This window comes from Parazoarcus communis (assembly GCF_003111665.1).
GTDB lineage: Bacteria > Pseudomonadota > Gammaproteobacteria > Burkholderiales > Rhodocyclaceae > Parazoarcus > Parazoarcus communis_B.
In genome coordinates, this window is sequence record NZ_CP022188.1 from 67,127 (window position 1) to 86,663 (window position 19,537).

The window sequence follows — 19,537 nt, forward strand, 5'->3', positions numbered from 1 at the left end:
CCGGACTGCTCGCATCGCGGCATGACCTGGTAGTCTCTCGGAAATGCATTGCGAATGTCGCAAGCGCCTGCGTTTCCAGTCACTGCCACGATGTCCAGCACAAACAACTACTACGACAAGAATGCCCCGCAGTTTTTCTCCAGCACGGTGGACGTCGATATGTCCGCCCTGCATGAGCGCTTTCTGGCCGGGATCCCGGCAAAGGGCCTGATCCTCGATGCAGGCTGTGGATCGGGCCGGGACAGCCGAGCGTTTCTAGACCGCGGCTACCGGGTTCGGGCGTTCGACGCCAGTGCTGCGCTATGCGAACTGGCTTCACGGCACATCGGACAGGCGGTCGAGACGCGCGGTTTCGACGATGTCGATGAACTGCTCTGCTACGACGGCATTTGGGCGTGCGCGAGCCTGCTTCATTTACCCGACGTGGATATGAATGCTGCGCTGGCACGGTTGTGGGCCGCACTCAAGCCCAATGGCGTTTTCTACCTGAGCTTCAAGCTCGGAGAGGGTGAGCGGGTACAGGACGGGCGCCACTTTACCGATGCAACCGAGGCAAGGATCCGTGCCTGGATTGCCCCCTTCGCCGACCTTGCTGCAGCGGAGTGCTGGACAACACAGGATCAGCGCCCTGGACGCACCGAGCAGTGGATCAACGCGCTGATCCGCAAGCGCGGGCCCGCTGCGACCAAGCTCATTGTCGGTGGCGAATGTAATCACTTCCTGCCTCATCTGTGTGCAGCAATCAGCGGGGCGGACGAGATTGACCTCGCCGTTGCCTTCATCAAGACAACGGGTCTGCGCCTGCTCTTGCCCGATCTGCGCGCAGCGCTCACCCCTCAGGAAGGTGAGGCGAATGACGGGACGCGCGCGCCGGTGCAACTGCGCGTTGTGACCAGCGACTATCTTGACGTGACCGATCCCGAGGCACTGCGGTTGCTGATGCTGCTGAAGGAACTCGGCGCACAGATCCGGGTATTTGAATCCGCGGGCAGCAGCTTCCACATGAAAGCCTATCTGTTCGCACATCTTCACGGCGGCAATGAGTTACGCGGTACGGCCTTCATCGGGTCGAGCAATATCAGTCGTCAGGCGCTCAAGGATGGCCTCGAATGGAACTACCGCGTCGACTACCCGGGCGATGACGGTTTCCTTCAGGCACGCTCGCGCTTTGAGGAGCTGTTTCGGCATCCGCGCACGGTGGAGCTGACTGATTACTGGATCGATGCCTACGAGCGCCGCCGGGTTCAACTTCCGCAGGCAGTCTCGCCCGGCAGCAACGAGATGGAGCCACCTCCCGTCCCGTCGGCGATTCAGCGTGAAGCGCTGCAGGCGCTGGTGGCGACGCGTATTGAAGGCTACAAGCGTGGCCTGGTCGTGCTGGCCACAGGGCTCGGCAAGACATGGCTTGCCGCGTTTGATTCCGAGCAGGTGCGAGCCCGTCGCGTGCTGTTCGTCGCGCACCGCGAGGAGATTTTGCAGCAGGCCGCCGAAACCTTCCTTCGCATCCGGCCGGCGGCACGCGTGGGCTTCTATGCCGGGCAAGTACGGGATCGCGATGTCGACGTCCTCTGTGCGTCCGTGCAAACGCTTGGGCGAGCAGCGCACCTGGAGGGTTTTGGGCCGCAGCACTTCGACTACATCGTGGTCGACGAATTTCACCACGCGGCTGCGCCGACCTATCGCCGTTTGCTTGCGTACTTCGAGCCGCGCTTTCTGCTTGGCCTGACCGCAACGCCGGACCGGACCGATCAGTCGGACATCCTCAGCCTGTGCGACGACAACCTCGTATTCACCTGCCAGCTCTTTGCCGGTATCGAGGCTGAACTGCTCGTGCCTTTCCACTATTACGGCATCTACGACGAGTCGGTCGACTACACCGGCATTCCGTGGCGCAATGGCCGTTTCGACCCCGAACAGTTGTCCAACAAGCTTGCCACCCTTGCGCGTGCACGACACGCATTGCGCCAGTGGCAGTCGCGCGCCCAGGCACGCACGCTCGCATTTTGCGTATCGATTCGGCACGCGGAGTACATGGCCGAGCAATTTCAACGCACGGGCATTCCCAGCGCTGCAGTTTATGCTGGATCAGCAATGAGTCGTGGGGATGCGCTTGAGCAGTTGGCGGAAGGCCGCTTGAAGGTCATTTTCTCGGTCGATCTGTTCAACGAGGGCGTCGACCTCCCCGCCATCGACACGGTAATGATGCTGCGCCCGACCGAGTCCAAGATCCTGTTCCTGCAGCAGCTTGGTCGCGGGCTGCGCAAAGCGCCGCACAAGGACAAGCTCGTCGTGCTCGACTTCATCGGCAACCACCACAGTTTTCTGCACAAGCCCCAGGCACTGCTGGCGGTGGGTACGAGCTATCGGCAACTGGCGGCCTTCGCACGCAAACTTGAGGACGGCAACCTCGAATTACCGGATGGCTGTTTCATCAACTACGACCTCCAGCTCATCGAGTTTCTGAAGTCGCTCGACAGTGACAGCGCAGCCAAGGAATACGAGGCGCTGAAAGGCGCACTCGGCCGCCGCCCCTCCCTGGCGGAGTTCTACCGCGCCGGCGTCAGCGTATCGCGCATGCGTCAGCAACACGGCTCGTGGTTCGAACTCGTGCTCGACCAAAAGGATTTGTCGGCTGATGAGGAAAGCGTCGCCCTCGCACAGAAGCGCTTCCTGCGTGAGGTCGAAAATACGGCGATGACCAAGAGCTACAAGATGGTCTTGCTGGAGGCGCTGCAGGAGCTGAACGGCTGGCTGGAACCCCCGACACTTCATGCGCTCGCTTCGCAGTCATGGCGGGTGCTTCAGCGGCGGCGCCCCTTGTTGGCAGATCTGCCTGCCACACTCTCCACGGGGACCGACGAGGCACCGGAAACCTGGTTACGGTACTGGAAGGACAATCCGGTCAATGCCTGGATCGGTGGCAATCGAACGAACGGTGCCGACACATTCTTCCGCGTGCTTGATGACCGGTTCGTGCGGACCTTCGTCGTACCAGAAGATCGCGCAGCCGCATTCTCTGAGCTGGTGCAGGAGTTGGTCGACTATCGTCTTGCTGCTTACGAGGTGCGAAAGGCGACCGCTCCGGAAGGCGGCGGCAATGTCATCCCGCTGCGCAGACCCGCGCCCGAGCGCACCGAACTGCCTTACTTTCCGAATCTGAAAATCGCCTGCGGCCATTTCAGGACCGGCCGGGCGGATGCCGAAGAACACCGCAGCCTTGGGGCCGGCTACGGCCGCCTGGACCCTGCTCGCCACTTCATCGCCCGGGCGAGCGGCAACTCGATGGACGGCGGCAAGCACCCGATCCGGGACGGCGACTATCTCCTGCTGGAGCTCATCAGCCCGGGCAGTGCGGGCTCGATCACGGGCGCAACGGTTGCCATCGAACGTGGCGACGGCACTGGAGACAACCAGTACCTGCTGCGGGTCGTCACCAAAGGGCCCGATGGGCAATACGTTCTCAAGGCCAACAACCCCGCTTACGAAGACATGCCGTCAAGCGATGAGATGCGTACGCTGGCGCGATTCAAGGCCGTCATCGACCCGCTGGAACTCATGCATGGCGAACGCCTGATGCGGGAGGAGATTCCCGCACTGTTTGGCGAGGCGTTCAACCCCGGCAACTGGAACAGCGGGCATGTCGTACTTGCCAACAAGAATGCGCACATCCTGCTGGTGACACTGAACAAACAAGGCAAAGCCGAGGACCACCGCTATCTGGATCACTGGATCGACGAGCACAGCTTCCACTGGCAAAGCCAGAACGCGACGACGCCAGAGAGCAAGCGGGGCCGCGAGATCATCGAACATCAGAAGAAGGGGTTGGCGCTTCACCTGTTTGTGCGCGAACACAAGCTTGAAGCGGGCAAGGCCGCACCTTTCACGTATTACGGACGGGTCCGGTACGTCAGCCATACGGGCAGCGCGCCGATGAGTGTGGTGCTTGCAGTGGGGGAGTGAAGCAGGATGCAGTGCGGGCATCTTGATCGGCAAGATGCGACGGTACGGCGCGAAAAAGTCGCGCGGCGAACCTGGCTCCGAATTTCTTTGGCGCAGAAATGGAGCAATCCCGTATCCGGCCTTGCTCCAAAGCACCGCAGTAAACGAAAAAAGCCTTGATAAATCAAGGCTTTTCCGCGGGATTCTTTGGTCGGGGAAAGAGGATTCGAACCTCCGGCCCCTGCGTCCCGAACGCAGTGCTCTACCAGGCTGAGCTATTCCCCGACACTGATTTACAACTTTTCTTCGTGCTCTGCGAAGCCAGAAACTATATCAGTAATTTCTCGCAACTGCAAAGTCCGATAATTGTAGCAACGCATCCTTGAAAATGGAAGGGGAAAGTGTAGAAATTGCGTCGATTGCACGATCAGCTTCTTCCCGCGCATAGCGCCGTGCCTCGTCCAGCGCTTTGGTGCTCTGAATGGCGGCGAGTACGGCCGCAAAATCGTCGCGTCCGCCGTTCTCGATGGCGCCTCGTACCAGGGCGGCCTGCTCGGGCGTACCGTGCTGCATGACATGGATCAGCGGCAGGGTGGGCTTGCCTTCGGCGAGGTCGTCGCCGAGGTGCTTGCCGGTTTCCGCTTCGTCAGCTGAGTAGTCGAGCACGTCGTCGATGATCTGGAAAGCCGTGCCGAGATGCATGCCGAAGGCTGCGAGACGCGTCTCGGTGGCTTCATCCGCACCGGCGAGGATGCCGCCAAGCCGGGCGGCCGCTTCGAAGAGCTTGGCCGTCTTGTAGCGGATGACGCGCAGGTAGTCGTCGATTTCGACGTCGGCATCATGGCAGTTGAGCAACTGCAGCACTTCGCCTTCGGCGATGACGTTGGTTGCATCCGACAACACGTCCATCACCCGCATGTTGTTGACGCTCACCATCATCTGAAAGGCGCGCGAGTAGAGGAAGTCGCCCACCAGAACCGAAGCGGCGTTGCCGAACAGGGCGTTGGCGGTCTTGTTGCCGCGCCGCAGTTCGGATTCGTCGACCACGTCATCGTGCAGCAGGGTGGCGGTATGGATGAACTCCACCACCGCAGCCAGCTCGTGATGATGTGTGCCGCGGTAGCCCATCGCGCCGGCCGCAAACAGGACGAGCGCGGGGCGCAGGCGCTTGCCACCGCTGTGAATAATGTATTCCGCGACCTGCCGGATCAGAACCACATCGGAGTGAAGTCGCTGTCGGATGACGGCATCCACCGCCTGCATATCGGCGGCAATAGGTGCAAATAGCTGCTGGGCGGACAAGACTGGATGCTCGCGGAAAAAACGGGATGGTAGGGGGCTGCTGCAAGGCGCGTCAAGGAAGACCGCGGATTGATCGGTCGAGAAACGAGCCTCTGTTAGGCAGGAAACATATCCGAGGCACGCACCCGGTCGGGAAAATCGGTGATTACAGTCTCAACCCCCATGCGCAGCAAGGCTTTCGCGCGCTCGGCGTCATTTTCGGTGTACACCGCAAGATGATAGCCACTGTCACGGATCGTCCGGGCCTGTGCTGCATCGAGCGCGCTTGCGCAGACATGAATCGCGTGCACGCCCAGGCCTGCTGCGCGGCTTGTCCAGTCCTCAGGCAGCTCCTCGACCAGCAGGCCGTAGATCGCACCGGGCAGGATCTCCATTGCCGCGGCCAGGGACGCATCTTCAAAAGAGGAGATGACCAGCCCCGGCACGCCATTGGCGCGCCCCCGGGCAAGATAGTCGGCGACAACGCGCCCGGTCTGCTGCTCGAAACCGGCTGCGGGCTTGATCTCGAGATTCACCGCCAGACCAAGGGCCGCACAGCGCGCGAGCGCCTCATCCAGCGTCGGCAGCCGTTCGGCGGCAAAGCGCACATCAAACCAGCTGCCGGCATCGAGCTGGCGCAGCTGCGCCAGCGTGTGACGACTCACCTCACCGTGGCCGCTTGTCGTTCGCTCCAGCGTTTCGTCGTGAATCAGCAGCGGAAAGCCGTCGGCGCTGAGCATGACATCGAACTCGACGCCGCGACAGCCATGCTTCACCGCAACTTCAAGCCCGGCCAGCGTGTTCTCCGGCGCAAGCGCACCGCCGCAGCGATGCGCCAGCACCTGAGGCAGAGGCCACAGCTGCACTTGGATCAGCTCCCGGCAGCGCGCACCACGGCGTTATCGAGTGCTTCCTTGGCCGCCTTGCGGTCGGCCCAGACGCCTGACAACTCTTCGTCGATGATGCGCCTTACCTTCTCGCGCCCCACGACCGGTTGAGCGGCCGAGTCGCCCGTCACCGGCTTGTTGGTAAGCTGGCCAACTGCCACCTTGATGTTCTCAAGATCTGTCCCCAGCAGTTCGCTGCGCGAGGCCAGCAGACCCGCACGATTCAGCGGCAGATAGCCCGTTTCGCGCTGCCAGACGACCTGGTTTTCGGGCTGCAGCCAGAAGCTGACGAATTTTGCGACCCCCTTGTACTCAGCCGCTTTCTTGCCTGCCGCAACCCACATGGCCGGACCGTCGGCGAGCGTGTTCTGCGGAGCCCCCGGAAAATCGTCGTAGTACGGCAGCTGCGCCACACCGACATCGATCGTGCCCTTGCTGCGGAATCCGGCCCAGCTGTTGGACGGGGCCGCGATGACCGCGCATTCGCCGCTGGCAAAATGTTGCCCGGCTTCGTTCCCACGCTCGAACACCTGCAGGTAACGCGCCCGGTGCCAGCTCGCCATCATCGCGACGTGCTTGACCTGGAACATGCCGTTGAACGACGGTGCGGACACTTTTCCGCGCATCGCTGCAACCGGTTCGTTGTGCCACGCACTGAGGTTCTCCACCATCACCCGCCCCGGTTCAGCCACAGTGTAGGGGCAGGTATGCCCGGCATCGGCAAGGCGTCCGAGGACGGTCTGAAGGTCAAACCACGTTGCCACGCTGGTGGTTTCCGGATTCATCCCGGCGCGCCGCAGTGCGTCGCGGTTCAGGAACAGCACCGGCGTCGACAGGCCGATCGGCAGGGCCAGCAGCTGGCCTTTGGAATCGACCGGGGTGCGCGTCATCATTGCAGGCGGGCGCAGCGTCTGCAGCGCGCTGCCGGTTTCCTTCATCACCGCATACAGCGGCTTGAAGCGGGGCTTGCCGGCCAGGAAACGCTCTTCGTCGTCGCCTTCGAGAATCATCAGGTGCGGTGCATTGGCAGACTTCCAGTCCTGCTCGGACAACACCACCTGGTACTCCTTGCTCTGCGCATTGAAGCGCTCGATCAAGGCTTGCAGGGAAGCAGCCCCTTCGGCGGGGAGGCGCTGAAAGAGCTCGATCTGCTGAACCTCAGCAGGCTTGGCGGGCGCAGCCGCGACTGCATGGCTAGCGACCGCAAGCACGGCCACTGCGCCAAAGCCAAGTGCGCGACGAATACCGAATCGGGAAACGAATGAATGCATGGGATATCTTGATCTCAGGACTGGAACGAGCCGTGTTCGGGATAACGCACAAGGCGTGCGATAAGTTTCAAATTATAGACGGCGTGCGTGAGAAGATCGTGAAGGGCTCACATGCGCTCACATCTTGATACATGCTTCAAGATTTCGGCCGCACTGCCGTTAGCATCAATATCGTCAATCGATTCGAACAGACCATGCGCAAGAAGATTCGGTTTCTGATCCTGCTGGCCCTGATTCCGCTGACAACGGGGTGCGACCAGCTGATCGAACTGCTCGAGCTTCCCAACCCGGCGAAGGAGGCCGCGCTGGCAGAGGCGGAAGGCCAGGCTATCGGCAGCGCCTGTCGTCATGCCGGGCGCTCGCTGGAGGACTGCTACATCCTCAACCCGTCGGCACAGAAGGCAGCCGTGTTCGCAGGCTGGCGGTCGATGAACGACTACATGATGGAAAACAAGCTGGAGGTCGTCCCGTCCCAGCTTCAGACCAAGGCAACGACGGCGCCCGAACCCGCTGCCGCAGCACCGGCGGGAACGCCCGCCTCCGCGCCCCCGGCCAAAGCCGGCGGACACTGAGGACCGGGCGTAATACAAAGTCAGGGGACGGGGTTGGTGTAGCGCAGGTGAATGCGCTCGATCGCCTCAAGCAGGTCGGGCGAAAGCGGCTTCGCCCAGGCATCCAGATCCTCCGCCAGCTGCCCTGACGTACTGGCGCCGATGATGGTGCTGGCCACGCAGGCACGGTGATACACAAAGGACAGCGCCAGCGCGGTCGGCGTCATACCATGCTCGCGCGCAAGGTCTGCATAAGCCGCGACAGCGGGTTGAACGTTCGGCTTGGTATAGCGCTGCCCAAAGGACTCGAACTCAGTCAGGCGGCCAGGCGCAGCCGGATTTGCAAGGTACTTGCCCGTCAGGTGCCCGAATGCAAGCGGGGAATACGCCAGCAGCCCCACTTGCTCACGATGACAGACTTCGGCCAGACCATACTCGAACACCCGCGTGAGCAAGCTGTAAGCGTTCTGAGTGGACACCACTCGTGGCAGGCCGGACTCGCTCGCAATGCGCGTAAATTCCATTACGCCCCACGGATGCTCGTTGGACAGGCCCACGTGACGGACTTTGCCCTCCGCCACCAGTTCGGCCAGCGCCTCGAGCTGCGCGCGGATCGGCGTGCACTCGCGCTCTTTGGCGGGATCGTACTGCCACTGCCCGAACAGCGGCTGATTGCGCTCCGGCCAGTGCAGCTGATAAAGGTCGATATAGTCTGTCCGCAGGCGTCTAAGGCTGCCCTCGACCGCCTCGCGAATGTTTGCGCGGTCGAGCGCCAGTGGCCCGCCGCGAATCCAGCCCAGACTGCGTGCCGGCCCCGCCACTTTGGTGGCAAGCACAACTTTTTCCCGCACCTGTCTGCTCAACCAGTTGCCGACGATGGTTTCGCTCGCGCCATAGGTTTCTGCGCGCGCAGGCACCGCGTACATTTCGGCCGTATCGATGAAGTTGAGACCGCGCTCAAACGCCATGTCGAGCTGATCATGCGCGTCACTCTCGGGCGTCTGCTGCCCGAACGTCATCGTCCCGAGGCACACCGCGGACACCCGCGGCCCCTGCGCGCCCAGCACCCGATAGATCATCCCGCCATCGCTCATCCGCATTTCTCCTGTTGATTCAAGCCGTCACGACATATCATGCGACCCTTCGCATCACCATGATACTTCAGCGCTCCGGCGCCACCTGCCCATGTCCGACCATACCCCGCCCGCCAGTATCGCCATCTCCGGCCTGCTCGCCTATTGCCGCCCCGGCTTCGAGAAAGAGCTGGCCTCCGAACTGGACGACATCGCCGCTGACGCCGGCATGATCGGCTTCGTCCGCACCCAGCCCAACTCGGGCTATGCGGCCTTCGAAGCCTTCGAGCCCGTCCCCGTCTCCACCTTGGGCGAGCACGCCGACTGGCGCAAGCCGGTGTTCGCCCGTCAGCTCCTGCCCTGGTTCGCGAAGGTCGAGGACCTGCCCGAACGCGACCGCGCCACGCCTATCGTTGCCGCGGTGCATGCGTCCGGACAGCGCTTTTCCGGCGTCGTGCTGGAAACGCCTGACAATGACGAAGCCAAGCAGCAGTCGGGCTTCTGCCGTCGCTTTGCCGAGCCCCTCACGCGGGCGCTCGAAAAGGCCGGACGTCTGCGCACCAGCAAGACCGGTCTGCCCTTGCTGCATGTCGTTTTCACCAGCCCGACCACGGCCTGGCTTGCCTCCGGCCTGCCCGGCATGTGCGCGCCGTGGCCGATGGGCATCCCGCGCCTGCGCATGCCCTCAAACGCGCCCAGCCGCTCCACGCTCAAGCTCGCCGAAGCCTTCATGACCCTGCTCTCGGACGAGGAGCGTGAAAACAACATCCGCGCCGGTCAGCGCGCAGTGGACCTTGGCGCAGCGCCCGGCGGCTGGACCTGGCAACTCGCCAATCGCGGCCTGCGGGTGATTGCCGTCGACAACGGCCCGATGAAGGATTCGGTGATGGCGACCGAGATGGTCGAGCACCTCAAGGCCGACGGCTTCACCTGGCGCCCGCAGCGCGCGGTGGACTGGATGGTGTGCGACATGGTCGAGCAACCGAGCCGGATTGCGTCGCTGATGGCCGACTGGGTGGCAACTGGACGCTGCCGCCACACCATCTTCAACCTCAAGCTGCCGATGAAGCGCCGCCTCGAAGCCGTGGAGCAGTGCCGCATCTTGATCCAGAAGCGGCTCGCCAGCGTCGGCCCCTACGATCTGCGCATCAAGCAGCTTTATCACGACCGCGAAGAAGTTACCGCTTACCTGACGCTCAAGCGCTGAGACCGTTCCAGCGTCCCGCGCAAGCCGACTTTGCCGGCATTGCGCGGGATGTGCGCATTCGCGCGACGGCATCCGCCGCGGAGACCGGCACGACACTCCCGCACATGCACTCGCGCCGGAAGCACTTGTCACAAAACGCTTTTCGGCCTGTGTGTATAATCCTTTCTTTTTTCCGTATCCAGCCCGCCCGCCGGCACCCGCACTCGTCAAGGGCGCATTCCCGGCGCATGCTCATCCTGACACCCACAGTGGTCACATGATTGCGCGGCAGTTGGCCCAACCAGAAAGGCGCTCATGAGTTTTGCCGACCTCGGCCTCATCCCGGAACTCCTGCAAGCCGTAGCAGAATCCGGCTACACCGAACCCACCCCGATCCAGAGCCAGGCAATCCCCATCGTGCTTGCCGGCAAAGACATTCTGGGCGGCGCCCAGACCGGCACCGGCAAGACCGCAGGCTTTACCCTGCCCCTGCTGCAACGCCTTGCCCGCCACGCCAGCACCAGCACATCCCCCGCCCGTCACCAGACGCGCGCACTGATTCTCGCACCGACCCGCGAACTGGCGATGCAGGTGTATGAGTCGGTCAAAACCTACAGCAAGCACATCCCGCTGCGCTCGACCTGCATTTACGGTGGCGTCGACATGAAGGCCCAGGTCGCCGAACTGCGCCGCGGCATCGAAATCGTCATCGCCACGCCTGGGCGCCTGCTCGACCACGTCCAGCAAAAGACCATCCAGCTCAACCAGGTCGAAATGCTCGTGCTCGACGAAGCCGACCGCATGCTCGACATGGGCTTCATCCCCGACATCAAGCGCATTCTCGAGTTGCTGCCGGCCAGCCGTCAGAGCCTGCTCTTCTCCGCCACCTTCTCCGACGAGATCAAGAAGCTCGCCGACCAGATGCTGAAAGACCCGCAGCTGATCGAGGTCGCACGCCGCAACATGGTGTCGGAAACCATCACGCACGTCGTGCACCCGGTTTCGGCAGGCATGAAGCGCAACCTGCTCGCGCACCTGCTGCGCCATCAGCCCGACACCCAGGCACTGGTCTTTGTTGCCACCAAGATCGTATGCGGCCGCCTTGCCCACTTCCTTGAGCGCAGCGGCATCTCCGCCGATGCCATCCACGGTGACAAGGGGCAGCAGCAGCGCACCGAAACCCTGGAGGCGTTCAAGGCCGGCAAGCTGCGCGTCCTCGTCGCCACCGACGTTGCCGCGCGCGGCATCGACATCGACGAATTGCCCAACGTCATCAACTTCGAGTTGCCGCACACGGCGGAAGACTACGTCCACCGGATCGGCCGCACCGGCCGTGCCGGCCACAAGGGCAACGCCGTGTCGCTGGTGTGCTCCGAAGAAAAGCACTACCTCGCCGACATCCAGAAGCTCATCAAGCTCGATATCCCGCAGGAAATCGTGCCCGGCTTCGACCCCGACCCCGATTTCTTCGAGGCCGGCAGCCGTCATCGTGGTCGGCGCAGTGGCGGCGCCAGCGCGAGCGCATCCATGCCAGCCGAACCACGGCAGAGAGCGCCGGCTGCGCCCCGCGCTGCACCTGCCACAGGGGAGTCGCGCGGCGGCCGCAGTGGCAACACAGGCGGTGGAAATCGCGGCAGGCAGAAGTCCACTGTCGCACCGGACGGCTTCGATTTCAGCAAACCCTACGAATCTGCCCGCACCCCCGAAGCGGCAGCGGACACCGGCGCACCCGCTGAAAAAGCCGCGCCGCGCCGCCCGCAGCGTCCGATCGCGGTTCTGCTGGGCGGGCTGGGGCGGAAATAGGCCCGCGTCGCCCGGCTATTCGACCGATTTGGCGGCAGCACTTCAAGTATCCTGAACTCATGCCGATAACAGGCTTGGACACTTGGACATGCTGTCGCCAATGAAGCACGCTGGTCCCGCAAGGGACAACAACAATCCTGATGAGCCCTTCGTCCCCGACTTCTCGGAGGGGGCTGAAACCGGCGTGTATCTGGCCCTTCTCGAACTCATCGACGAAGGCCTGATCATTACCGGCGACGAGCGCATCATCGACGCCAACAGCGCCGCGTGCCGCCTGCTTGAACGCGACTACCGGCAGATCGCCGGCCGCCCGCTGACCGAGCTCTTTGTCGACGAGCAGGCTTTCCTCGAGGCGCGCGCCCGATTGCTGATCCAGGGCGAAATGCGCGGCACCCTCCAGATCGCGCTCCCCGATGGACGCCCACGCGACTTCCGCTTTGTCGCTGCTGCACGCCTGCGACCGGGCATTCACGCCCTGATTCTGAGCCCCGAGAACCTGACGGAGACTCCGGCCGGGCCGTCAGACACCGCTCCTGCAGCCCAGACCGACAGCGTATGGCCCCGACTCGCCGCCGCGCTCGCTCAAGCGGTCATCGTGATCGACGACCGCAATCGCATCAATGCCGCCAACGCCGCTGCGCTCGACACCCTTGGCATGAACCGCAGCGAACTGATCGGCCACAGCGCGGACAGTTGCCTCGACATCCACTGGCCAGCACCTGGCACCCCCCCGCTGGCCCGCATCAGCCCGCGCGGCAATACCCAGGCGCTCGACGCCCGTATCCTTGCCGGCCCCCGCGACGGCTGGCACCTGTTGCTGCTGCCGCCCCGCACGGACGTCGTCGGCGGCCCTGTGTCCGCCAGCACAAAGGGGCCGCGCGGCCTCCAGCACCCCAGAATCGAAAGCACCCGCCTCGACCTGCACTTCCAGCCCCTGGTCAATGTCCGCAGCGGGGCGATTCATGCGGGCGAAGCTCTGCTGCGCTGGCACCACCCCCGGCTCGGGCTGATTCCATTCCGCGAATTCGCTGGCGCTGCGCGCGATGATGGCCGGCTGCCCGAGCTTGGCGGCTGGGCGCTGCGTGCGGCATGCCGTGCTGCAAACGCGTGGCCGCTCACACAGGGGCGGGCGCCCACCGTGACCGTCAATGTCGCGATCGAACAGATCATGCATGGCGCCCTCGTGCAGCAGGTCATCACCGCACTGAGCGAAAGCGGTATCGCGCCGAAGCGTCTGGAGCTCGATCTCGACGAAGAGGTACTGGCAGTGCCGGACGACAATGTCTCGGCCACGCTGAGTTCGCTCGCCAAGCTCGGCGTGCGCCTCGCCATCGACAACTTCGGACACGGCCTGAACTCCTTGCCGCGTCTTAAACGCTACCCCATCCAGGCCTTGAAGCTTGCACCGGAACTGGTGAGCGGCGTAGGCAAGGACGATGACTGCGACGCCGTAGTCGAGGCCATCGTGTGCATGGCCGCACCGCTGGGGCTCAAGGTTCTTGCCCGCGGGGTCGAGAACGAGGCGCAACAGTCCTTCCTCCTCGCGCTTGGCTGCGAACTCCAACAGGGGCCACTGTTCGGCGCACCCATGGCCGACGTCGAGTTCGCCCGTTTTCTCTCGGGTCAGCTTTTTTGTTAGGATCGCTGCGGGTCCGGGCTTGAAACTTCACTTCCATGCAACAGGCAGACAAATCCACGATGCTCGACAAGGCACGCTATATCGTCGTTGAAGGGCCGATCGGCGCAGGCAAGACCTCGCTCGCCATCCGCCTGGCGGAGCATCTGCAGGCCAACACCCTGTTCGAGCAACCCGAAGCCAACCCCTTCCTGGCGCGCTTCTACCAGAATGCCGAGCGCTGGGCGATGTCGACGCAGCTCTCCTTCCTGTTTCAGCGCATCGACCAGCTCGCAGCGCTGCCTCAGGACGATGCCGAAGCACCCCGCATCGTCTCCGACTTCCTGCTTGAGAAAGACCCCCTCTTTGCCAGCCTGAACCTCACCGACGAAGAGCGTGCGCTCTATCAGCGCGTGTTCGACGCCATGAAACCGGCCGCGCCGCCCAAGCCGGATCTGGTGATCTACCTGCAGGCACGGGCCGATACCCTGGTCGAGCGCATCCGCAAGCGCGGCATGGAGGCCGAACGACGTATCACCGAAGCCTACCTCGAACGCGTAGCCGACCACTACGCACGGTTCTTCTACCAGTACGAAGACGCACCCTTGTTCGTCGTCGATGCTGGCATACTCAATCCGGTTGATAATGAGGCTGACTTCGAACTGCTGGTCGACCGCCTGCGCAACATGCGCAGTTATCGCGAGTTTTTCGCCTACGCGGGCTAAGCTGTCGGACCGCACGTTCAATTCCTGCTTGTGCATTGCACCAGTTTGGTGAAAACTGCGCCCTCCTTTCAGGAGCGAACGATGAGCTACCTCCAGGACAACAAACCGATCACCCTGTTCGAGCTGGGCAAGATGCGCGCCGAAGGCCGCAAGATTGCCATGCTCACCTGTTATGACGCGAGCTTTGCCACGCTGGTAGAGCGCTGCGGCGTGGACGTGGTACTGGTGGGCGACTCCCTCGGCAACGTGCTCCAGGGCCAGAAGTCCACGCTCCCGGTCACCATGGACCACATGGTGTATCACACCGAATGCGTCGCGCGCGGATGCAACCGTCCGTTCATCGTGGCCGACATGCCCTTTGGCAGTTACCACGAGAGCCCGGCGCAGGCCATGCGCAATGCCGCGCGACTGTTGGCCGCCGGCGCGCAGATGGTCAAGCTCGAGGGTGGCGAGTTCATGGCCGAAACGGTGCATTTCCTGGTCGAACGCGGCGTCCCGGTATGCGCCCATATTGGTCTGACACCGCAATCAGTCCATCAACTGGGCGGCTATCGGGTTCAAGGCCGCAACGAAGCCGGCGCCGAACGCCTCAAGTCCGACTCGCGCGCGCTCGAGGATGCCGGCGCAGGCCTGATGGTCATGGAAATGGTGCCGGCGACGGTAGCCACCGAAATCACCTCCATTCTCAAGTCGATGGCCACCATCGGCATTGGCGCCGGCCCATCGTGCGATGGCCAGGTCCTCGTACTGCATGACCTGCTCGGCGTCTACCCGGGCAAGACGGCCCGCTTCGTGCGCAACTTCATGAACGGCGCGAGCAGTATCGACGAGGCCGTCGGCAGCTACGTCGCTGCAGTCAAGGATGGCAGCTTCCCGGCAGCGGAACATTGCTACTGAAGCAATCCGCTCGCGGACATCAAGAGGTTCAATACATGCAGATTCACACCACGATCGAGTCGCTGCGTGCAGCCCGCGCCAAAGCCGGCCGTGTCGCCCTGGTGCCCACCATGGGCAATCTTCACGAGGGACACATCGCGCTGATGCGGCAGGCCGGAGCTCAAACCGACTGCGTGATCGCCAGCATCTTCGTCAATCGACTGCAGTTCGGCCCCAGCGAGGACTTCGACAAGTATCCGCGCACGCTCGAATCCGACTGCGAGAAGCTGGAGGCAGCAGGGGTCAAGCACCTGTTCGCGCCCGACGAAAAGGTGATGTATCCGCAAGTGCAGCACTATCACGTCGATCCCGCGCCGGCCCAGGTCTCGATTCTCGACGGCGAATTCCGTCCGGGACACTTCCGGGGCGTCGCCACCGTGGTGCTGAAACTGCTCAATATCGTGCAGCCCGACGTGGCCCTGTTCGGCAAGAAGGACTATCAGCAGCTGATGGTGCTGTCGAACATGGTGCGCGAACTGGCGCTCCCGATCGAGGTTGTGCCCGGTGAGACCGTACGTGCCGAAGACGGCCTCGCGCTGTCCTCCCGCAATGGCTACCTGACGGCCGAGCAGCGTGCCGAGGCGCCTGCCCTTCACCGCCTGCTGACACGCATCAGCGCGGCGGTACGCAGCGGTGACCACGACTTCCTGAAGCTCGAAACCGAGGCAATGAGCGAACTCGCGGCGCGCGGCTGGAAACCCGACTACGTTGCCATTCGCCACCGCGCAGACCTTCAGCCGCCGGTACATGCCAACGATCCGCTGGTTGTGCTCGCGGCGGCAAGGCTTGGTGTGACCCGACTGATCGACAACCTCGAAATCTGAGCCGCGGTGTCACATCAGGGTTCGCCCTGCCTTGCAAGCTGACGCGTAACATCTCAAGCTATGACGAATCAGAATCGCCCCTGAAGGCGAGTGGCAGTAAAGACCCAGAGGAGGAAACCCGGAGATGACGACTACCGTAGGACAGATTCTTGCCCAGAAGGGCAACAAGGCCATGGCAGTGCTACCCAACAGCTCCGTGCTCGACGCGTTGCAGATCATGGCGGAACACGACATCGGCGCAGTGCTCGTTATCGAGGGCGAGCGTCTGGTGGGCATCTTCACGGAGCGCGACTACGCACGCAAGGTCGTGCTCAAGGGCCTCGTATCGCGCGACGTAAAAATCCGTGAACTGATGACCCCCAACCCGCGCACGGTCACGCCGTCGTGCACGGTCGATGAGGTCATGCAGACCATGACGGAAAACCGCTTTCGTCACCTGCCGGTTGTCGAAGACGGCAAGATCGCCGGCATCGTGACCATCGGCGACATGGTGAAATGCATCGTCAGCCAGCAACAGGCCACCATTGATCAGTTGTCGAGCTACATCGCCGGCGATCTCGCGACCTGAGTCTCGTCTGGCGGAGGCCCCTGAAAGGGGCTCATCCGCCAGCAGACAGCCCTGCAGGCTCAGTTCAGAGCCTTGCCCACAACCTCTGCAACATCCGGCGACAACCCTTCAGACGCCAGCACGCGCTCGAGTTGCGGCCGGATGCTGGCCTGCAACTCAGGGGTGTAACGCCGCCAGTTCTCCAGCGCCCGCGCCATACGCGAAGCCACCTGCGGATTGGTCGCATTGAGCGCAATCACCTGATCGGCCCAGAACCGGTGCCCACTGCCGTCCGCGGCATGGAACTCGCCCGCGTTGGCACGGAAGAAGGTGCCGAGCAAGGCATAGACCTTGTTCGGATTCGACAGGCTGAAGGCCGGATCAGCCATCAAGGCGCGCACCCGCTCCACAGTCGGCTCTGCCGCATCGCTCCAGCGCCAGGCACCGGCCTGCAGCGCAAACCACTTGTCGAGCACCAGGGGGTCCTTGAGATAGCGCTGATGGAATGCCTGCAGCGCAGCCTCGCGTGCGGCACCGGAGACCTGCGCGAGCGCAGCCAGCGCACCGAAACGCTCGGTCATGTTGGTCGCGGCATCGAAGCGCGCCTGCGCCAGCACCAGGCCCTGAGCATCGCCCGCAGCGGCCAGATAGCGCAGGGCCAGATTGGCCAGCGCACGGCGACCGGCGTCCGCCGGGTGGTAGCGATATTCGCCCGGCACCTGCATTGCAGCGAACAGGGCGCGCCACTCATCGGCCAGGACAGCGCCCAGATGGCGCGTAAGCCCGACCAGCGCAGCGCGCAGCGCCTGCGGATCGGCAACAGTCATGCGCTCGAGCAGGAAGCCTTCGGCCGGCATGGCCAGCGCTTGAGCACGGAAGGCAGGGTCGAGCGCCGTGTCTTCGAGCAGCGTGCGGAAAGCCGCAACGAAGGCCTCGGGCACAGCCTGCATGGCACCGCCGGCAGAGGCCAGGATGATGCGCTCGCTGTAACGCTGCGCGGCATCCCAGCGGTTGAAGGGGTCGCTGTCGTGAGCCATGCGGAATGCCAGGCGCGCATCGTCTTCGTCCAGCTCCAGAATCACTGGCGCCGAGAAGCCTCGCAGCAGCGAGGGCACGGGCTCGGCTGCAAGACCGATGAAACGGAAGTACTGCTCGGCCGAGTTCAGCGCCAGCACCCGCGTCGTTGCACCCGGCTGAGCCTCACCCTCCAGCTGCAGTGCGCAGTCACGCCCGTCCGGACCGATCAGGCCGAGCGCCACCGGAATCACCAGCGGCTGCTTCTCGGCCTCGCCCGGAGTCGGCGGCGTATGCTGACTCAGGCTCAGCGTGTAGCTGCCGCTGGCCGCATCCCACGCGCCGGAGGCCCGCAGGCGTGGCGTGCCGGACTGGCTGTACCAGTGCATGAACTGGTCGAGATCGCGACCATTGGCCTCGGCCATCGCATCGACGAAATCGTCGCAGGTCACGGCGCAGCCGTCGTGATAGCTGAAGTACAGATCCATGCCGTTGCGGAAACCCTCGGGCCCGAGCAGGGTGTGCAGCATGCGGATCACTTCCGCCCCCTTCTCGTACACCGTGGCGGTGTAGAAGTTGTTGATCTCCTGATAGCTGTCGGGGCGGATCGGGTGCGCCATCGGCCCGCCGTCTTCCGGGAACTGTGCCGCACGCAGCACCCGGACATCGTCGATGCGCTTCACCGCCCGCGCCGAGGCAGCGCCTTCGGGGCCGGCTGCGCGGGCGAGCATGTCGGCCGAGAACTGCTGGTCACGGAACACGGTGAGGCCTTCCTTGAGCGTGAGCTGGAACCAGTCGCGGCAGGTCACGCGGTTACCCGTCCAGTTGTGGAAGTACTCATGCGCCACCACACTCTCGACGTTCTCGTAGTCGATGTCGGTTGCGGTGTCCGGCTTGGCCAGCACGAACTTGGTGTTGAAGATGTTGAGGCCCTTGTTCTCCATCGCCCCCATGTTGAAATCGGCCACTGCAACGATCATGAAGCGGTCGAGATCGAGCTCGAGGCCGAAGGTTGTCTCGTCCCAGCGCATCGAGTGGACGAGCGAATCCATCGCATGCTCGCAGCGGTCGAGATTGCCTTCCTCCACCCACACCTGGAGCAGCACCTTGCGTCCGGACGCGGTTTCCACCTCGCGCTCGAGCGCGACCAGCTTTGCCGCCACCAGTGCAAACAGGTAGGACGGTTTGAGGAAGGGGTCTTCCCATTTCGCGTAATGGCGCCCGTCCGGCAGCTCACCCTGCTCGAGCAGGTTGCCATTCGACAACAGCACCGGGCAGGCCTCACGGTCGGCGTCGAGGGTGACGGTAAAGCGCGCCATCACATCCGGGCGGTCGGGGAAGCAGGTAATGCGGCGAAAACCCTCCGCCTCGCACTGCGTGAAGAAGCCGCCGTTCGACAGGTAGAGCCCGGAGAGCGTGGTGTTGGCTTTCGGATTGACCCGGGTGACCACCTCAAGCGTCACCGATTGCGCAGGACTGGCCACATCGATCTCGAGCAGGGAGCCCTTTTCGCGCAGCGCGCCAGCCGCCGGCGTCACCCCGTCGATGCTCAGCGAGACGCGCTCCAGCGCCTCGCCCCACAGCCGGATGGGACCATCGACAGCTGCAGCCGGGTTGCGCACGCAAATCATGCGGTTGGTGACGATCGTGGCCGTGGGCTCGAGCCGGAAATGGAGGTCGATGCGCGTGACACTCCAGGCCAGGGGCTGGTAATCGACCCGTTGAATGGTGGGGGCTTGTTCGGTTCTCATTCTGACTCCGGCTTTGGCTGCGACTTGCGGCGAAACCGGAAGTGTAAGGCGCCCGGGGCCACATGCCCAACCACAAGACGAACGTGCGTAATGAAGCAAAGCCGGAAAACGGGAACCGCTCGCCCCGACGAACT

14 protein-coding genes and 1 tRNA gene are annotated in these 19,537 nt (G+C 63.4%); 9 read left to right on the forward strand and 6 right to left on the reverse strand.

The genetic code is table 11. The features are described 5' to 3' along the window. The first annotated feature begins 54 nt into the window (after nucleotides 1–54). Complete coding sequence (locus tag CEW87_RS00285) at nucleotides 55–3,960, forward strand: DUF3427 domain-containing protein (protein WP_234421625.1); 3,906 nt, start codon at nucleotides 55–57, stop codon at nucleotides 3,958–3,960. A gap of 187 nt (nucleotides 3,961–4,147) precedes the next feature. On the opposite strand, the gene CEW87_RS00290 is transcribed toward CEW87_RS00285, so the two are convergent. The 4 genes from CEW87_RS00290 to CEW87_RS00305 all read right to left on the reverse strand — a co-directional run bounded on the left by CEW87_RS00290 (nucleotide 4,148) and on the right by CEW87_RS00305 (nucleotide 7,378). After that, nucleotides 4,148–4,224, reverse strand: a tRNA-Pro gene (locus CEW87_RS00290). 48 nt (nucleotides 4,225–4,272) lie between these two features. Further along, entirely contained in the window at nucleotides 4,273–5,241 is a 969-nt protein-coding gene (gene ispB / locus CEW87_RS00295; protein ID WP_108971046.1) for an octaprenyl diphosphate synthase, read from the reverse strand. A 95-nt stretch (nucleotides 5,242–5,336) separates the two neighbouring features. Continuing rightward, complete coding sequence (gene ugpQ / locus CEW87_RS00300) at nucleotides 5,337–6,086, reverse strand: glycerophosphodiester phosphodiesterase (protein ID WP_234421626.1); 750 nt, start codon at nucleotides 6,084–6,086, stop codon at nucleotides 5,337–5,339. Between the two features lie 5 nt (nucleotides 6,087–6,091). Beyond that, complete coding sequence (locus CEW87_RS00305) at nucleotides 6,092–7,378, reverse strand: extracellular solute-binding protein (RefSeq protein WP_108971048.1); 1,287 nt, start codon at nucleotides 7,376–7,378, stop codon at nucleotides 6,092–6,094. Between the two features lie 194 nt (nucleotides 7,379–7,572). Here CEW87_RS00305 and CEW87_RS00310 point away from each other — a divergent pair, with 194 nt between their 5' ends. Next, a complete protein-coding gene (locus CEW87_RS00310) occupies nucleotides 7,573–7,950 on the forward strand; it encodes a hypothetical protein (RefSeq protein ID WP_108976828.1) in 378 nt (125 codons plus the stop codon). 20 nt (nucleotides 7,951–7,970) lie between these two features. Here CEW87_RS00310 and CEW87_RS00315 read toward each other — a convergent pair whose 3' ends face one another. Beyond that, nucleotides 7,971–9,008 carry an aldo/keto reductase gene (locus CEW87_RS00315; protein WP_108976830.1) on the reverse strand — a complete coding sequence of 346 codons (1,038 nt, stop codon included), beginning with the start codon at nucleotides 9,006–9,008 and terminating at the stop codon, nucleotides 7,971–7,973. Nucleotides 9,009–9,114: 106 nt separating this feature from the next. On the opposite strand from CEW87_RS00315, the gene rlmM reads away from it, so the two are divergent. The 7 genes from rlmM (at nucleotide 9,115) to CEW87_RS00350 (ending at nucleotide 16,659) form a co-directional block, all read left to right on the forward strand. Beyond that, nucleotides 9,115–10,209, forward strand: coding sequence for a 23S rRNA (cytidine(2498)-2'-O)-methyltransferase RlmM (gene rlmM / locus CEW87_RS00320; protein WP_108971049.1), 1,095 nt, complete (start codon nucleotides 9,115–9,117; stop codon nucleotides 10,207–10,209). Between the two features lie 294 nt (nucleotides 10,210–10,503). Further along, nucleotides 10,504–11,991, forward strand: a complete 1,488-nt coding sequence (locus tag CEW87_RS00325) for a DEAD/DEAH box helicase (protein WP_108971050.1) — start codon at nucleotides 10,504–10,506, stop codon at nucleotides 11,989–11,991. An 88-nt stretch (nucleotides 11,992–12,079) separates the two neighbouring features. Further along, nucleotides 12,080–13,630 carry an EAL domain-containing protein gene (locus CEW87_RS00330; protein ID WP_108971051.1) on the forward strand — a complete coding sequence of 517 codons (1,551 nt, stop codon included), beginning with the start codon at nucleotides 12,080–12,082 and terminating at the stop codon, nucleotides 13,628–13,630. A 59-nt stretch (nucleotides 13,631–13,689) separates the two neighbouring features. Further along, on the forward strand, nucleotides 13,690–14,331 hold the full coding sequence (locus tag CEW87_RS00335) for a deoxynucleoside kinase (protein ID WP_108951322.1): 642 nt from the start codon (nucleotides 13,690–13,692) through the stop codon (nucleotides 14,329–14,331). Between the two features lie 81 nt (nucleotides 14,332–14,412). Beyond that, nucleotides 14,413–15,228 carry a 3-methyl-2-oxobutanoate hydroxymethyltransferase gene (gene panB, locus CEW87_RS00340; RefSeq protein ID WP_108971052.1) on the forward strand — a complete coding sequence of 272 codons (816 nt, stop codon included), beginning with the start codon at nucleotides 14,413–14,415 and terminating at the stop codon, nucleotides 15,226–15,228. 35 nt (nucleotides 15,229–15,263) lie between these two features. Further along, complete coding sequence (panC, locus tag CEW87_RS00345; RefSeq protein WP_108971053.1) at nucleotides 15,264–16,091, forward strand: pantoate--beta-alanine ligase; 828 nt, start codon at nucleotides 15,264–15,266, stop codon at nucleotides 16,089–16,091. A gap of 124 nt (nucleotides 16,092–16,215) precedes the next feature. Then, nucleotides 16,216–16,659 (forward strand): CBS domain-containing protein, encoded by a 444-nt coding sequence (locus CEW87_RS00350; protein WP_108971054.1) that lies wholly within the window; start codon nucleotides 16,216–16,218, stop codon nucleotides 16,657–16,659. 59 nt (nucleotides 16,660–16,718) lie between these two features. Here CEW87_RS00350 and pepN read toward each other — a convergent pair whose 3' ends face one another. Further along, a complete protein-coding gene (gene pepN, locus CEW87_RS00355) occupies nucleotides 16,719–19,403 on the reverse strand; it encodes an aminopeptidase N (protein WP_108971055.1) in 2,685 nt (894 codons plus the stop codon). Between the last annotated feature and the right edge of the window lie 134 nt (nucleotides 19,404–19,537).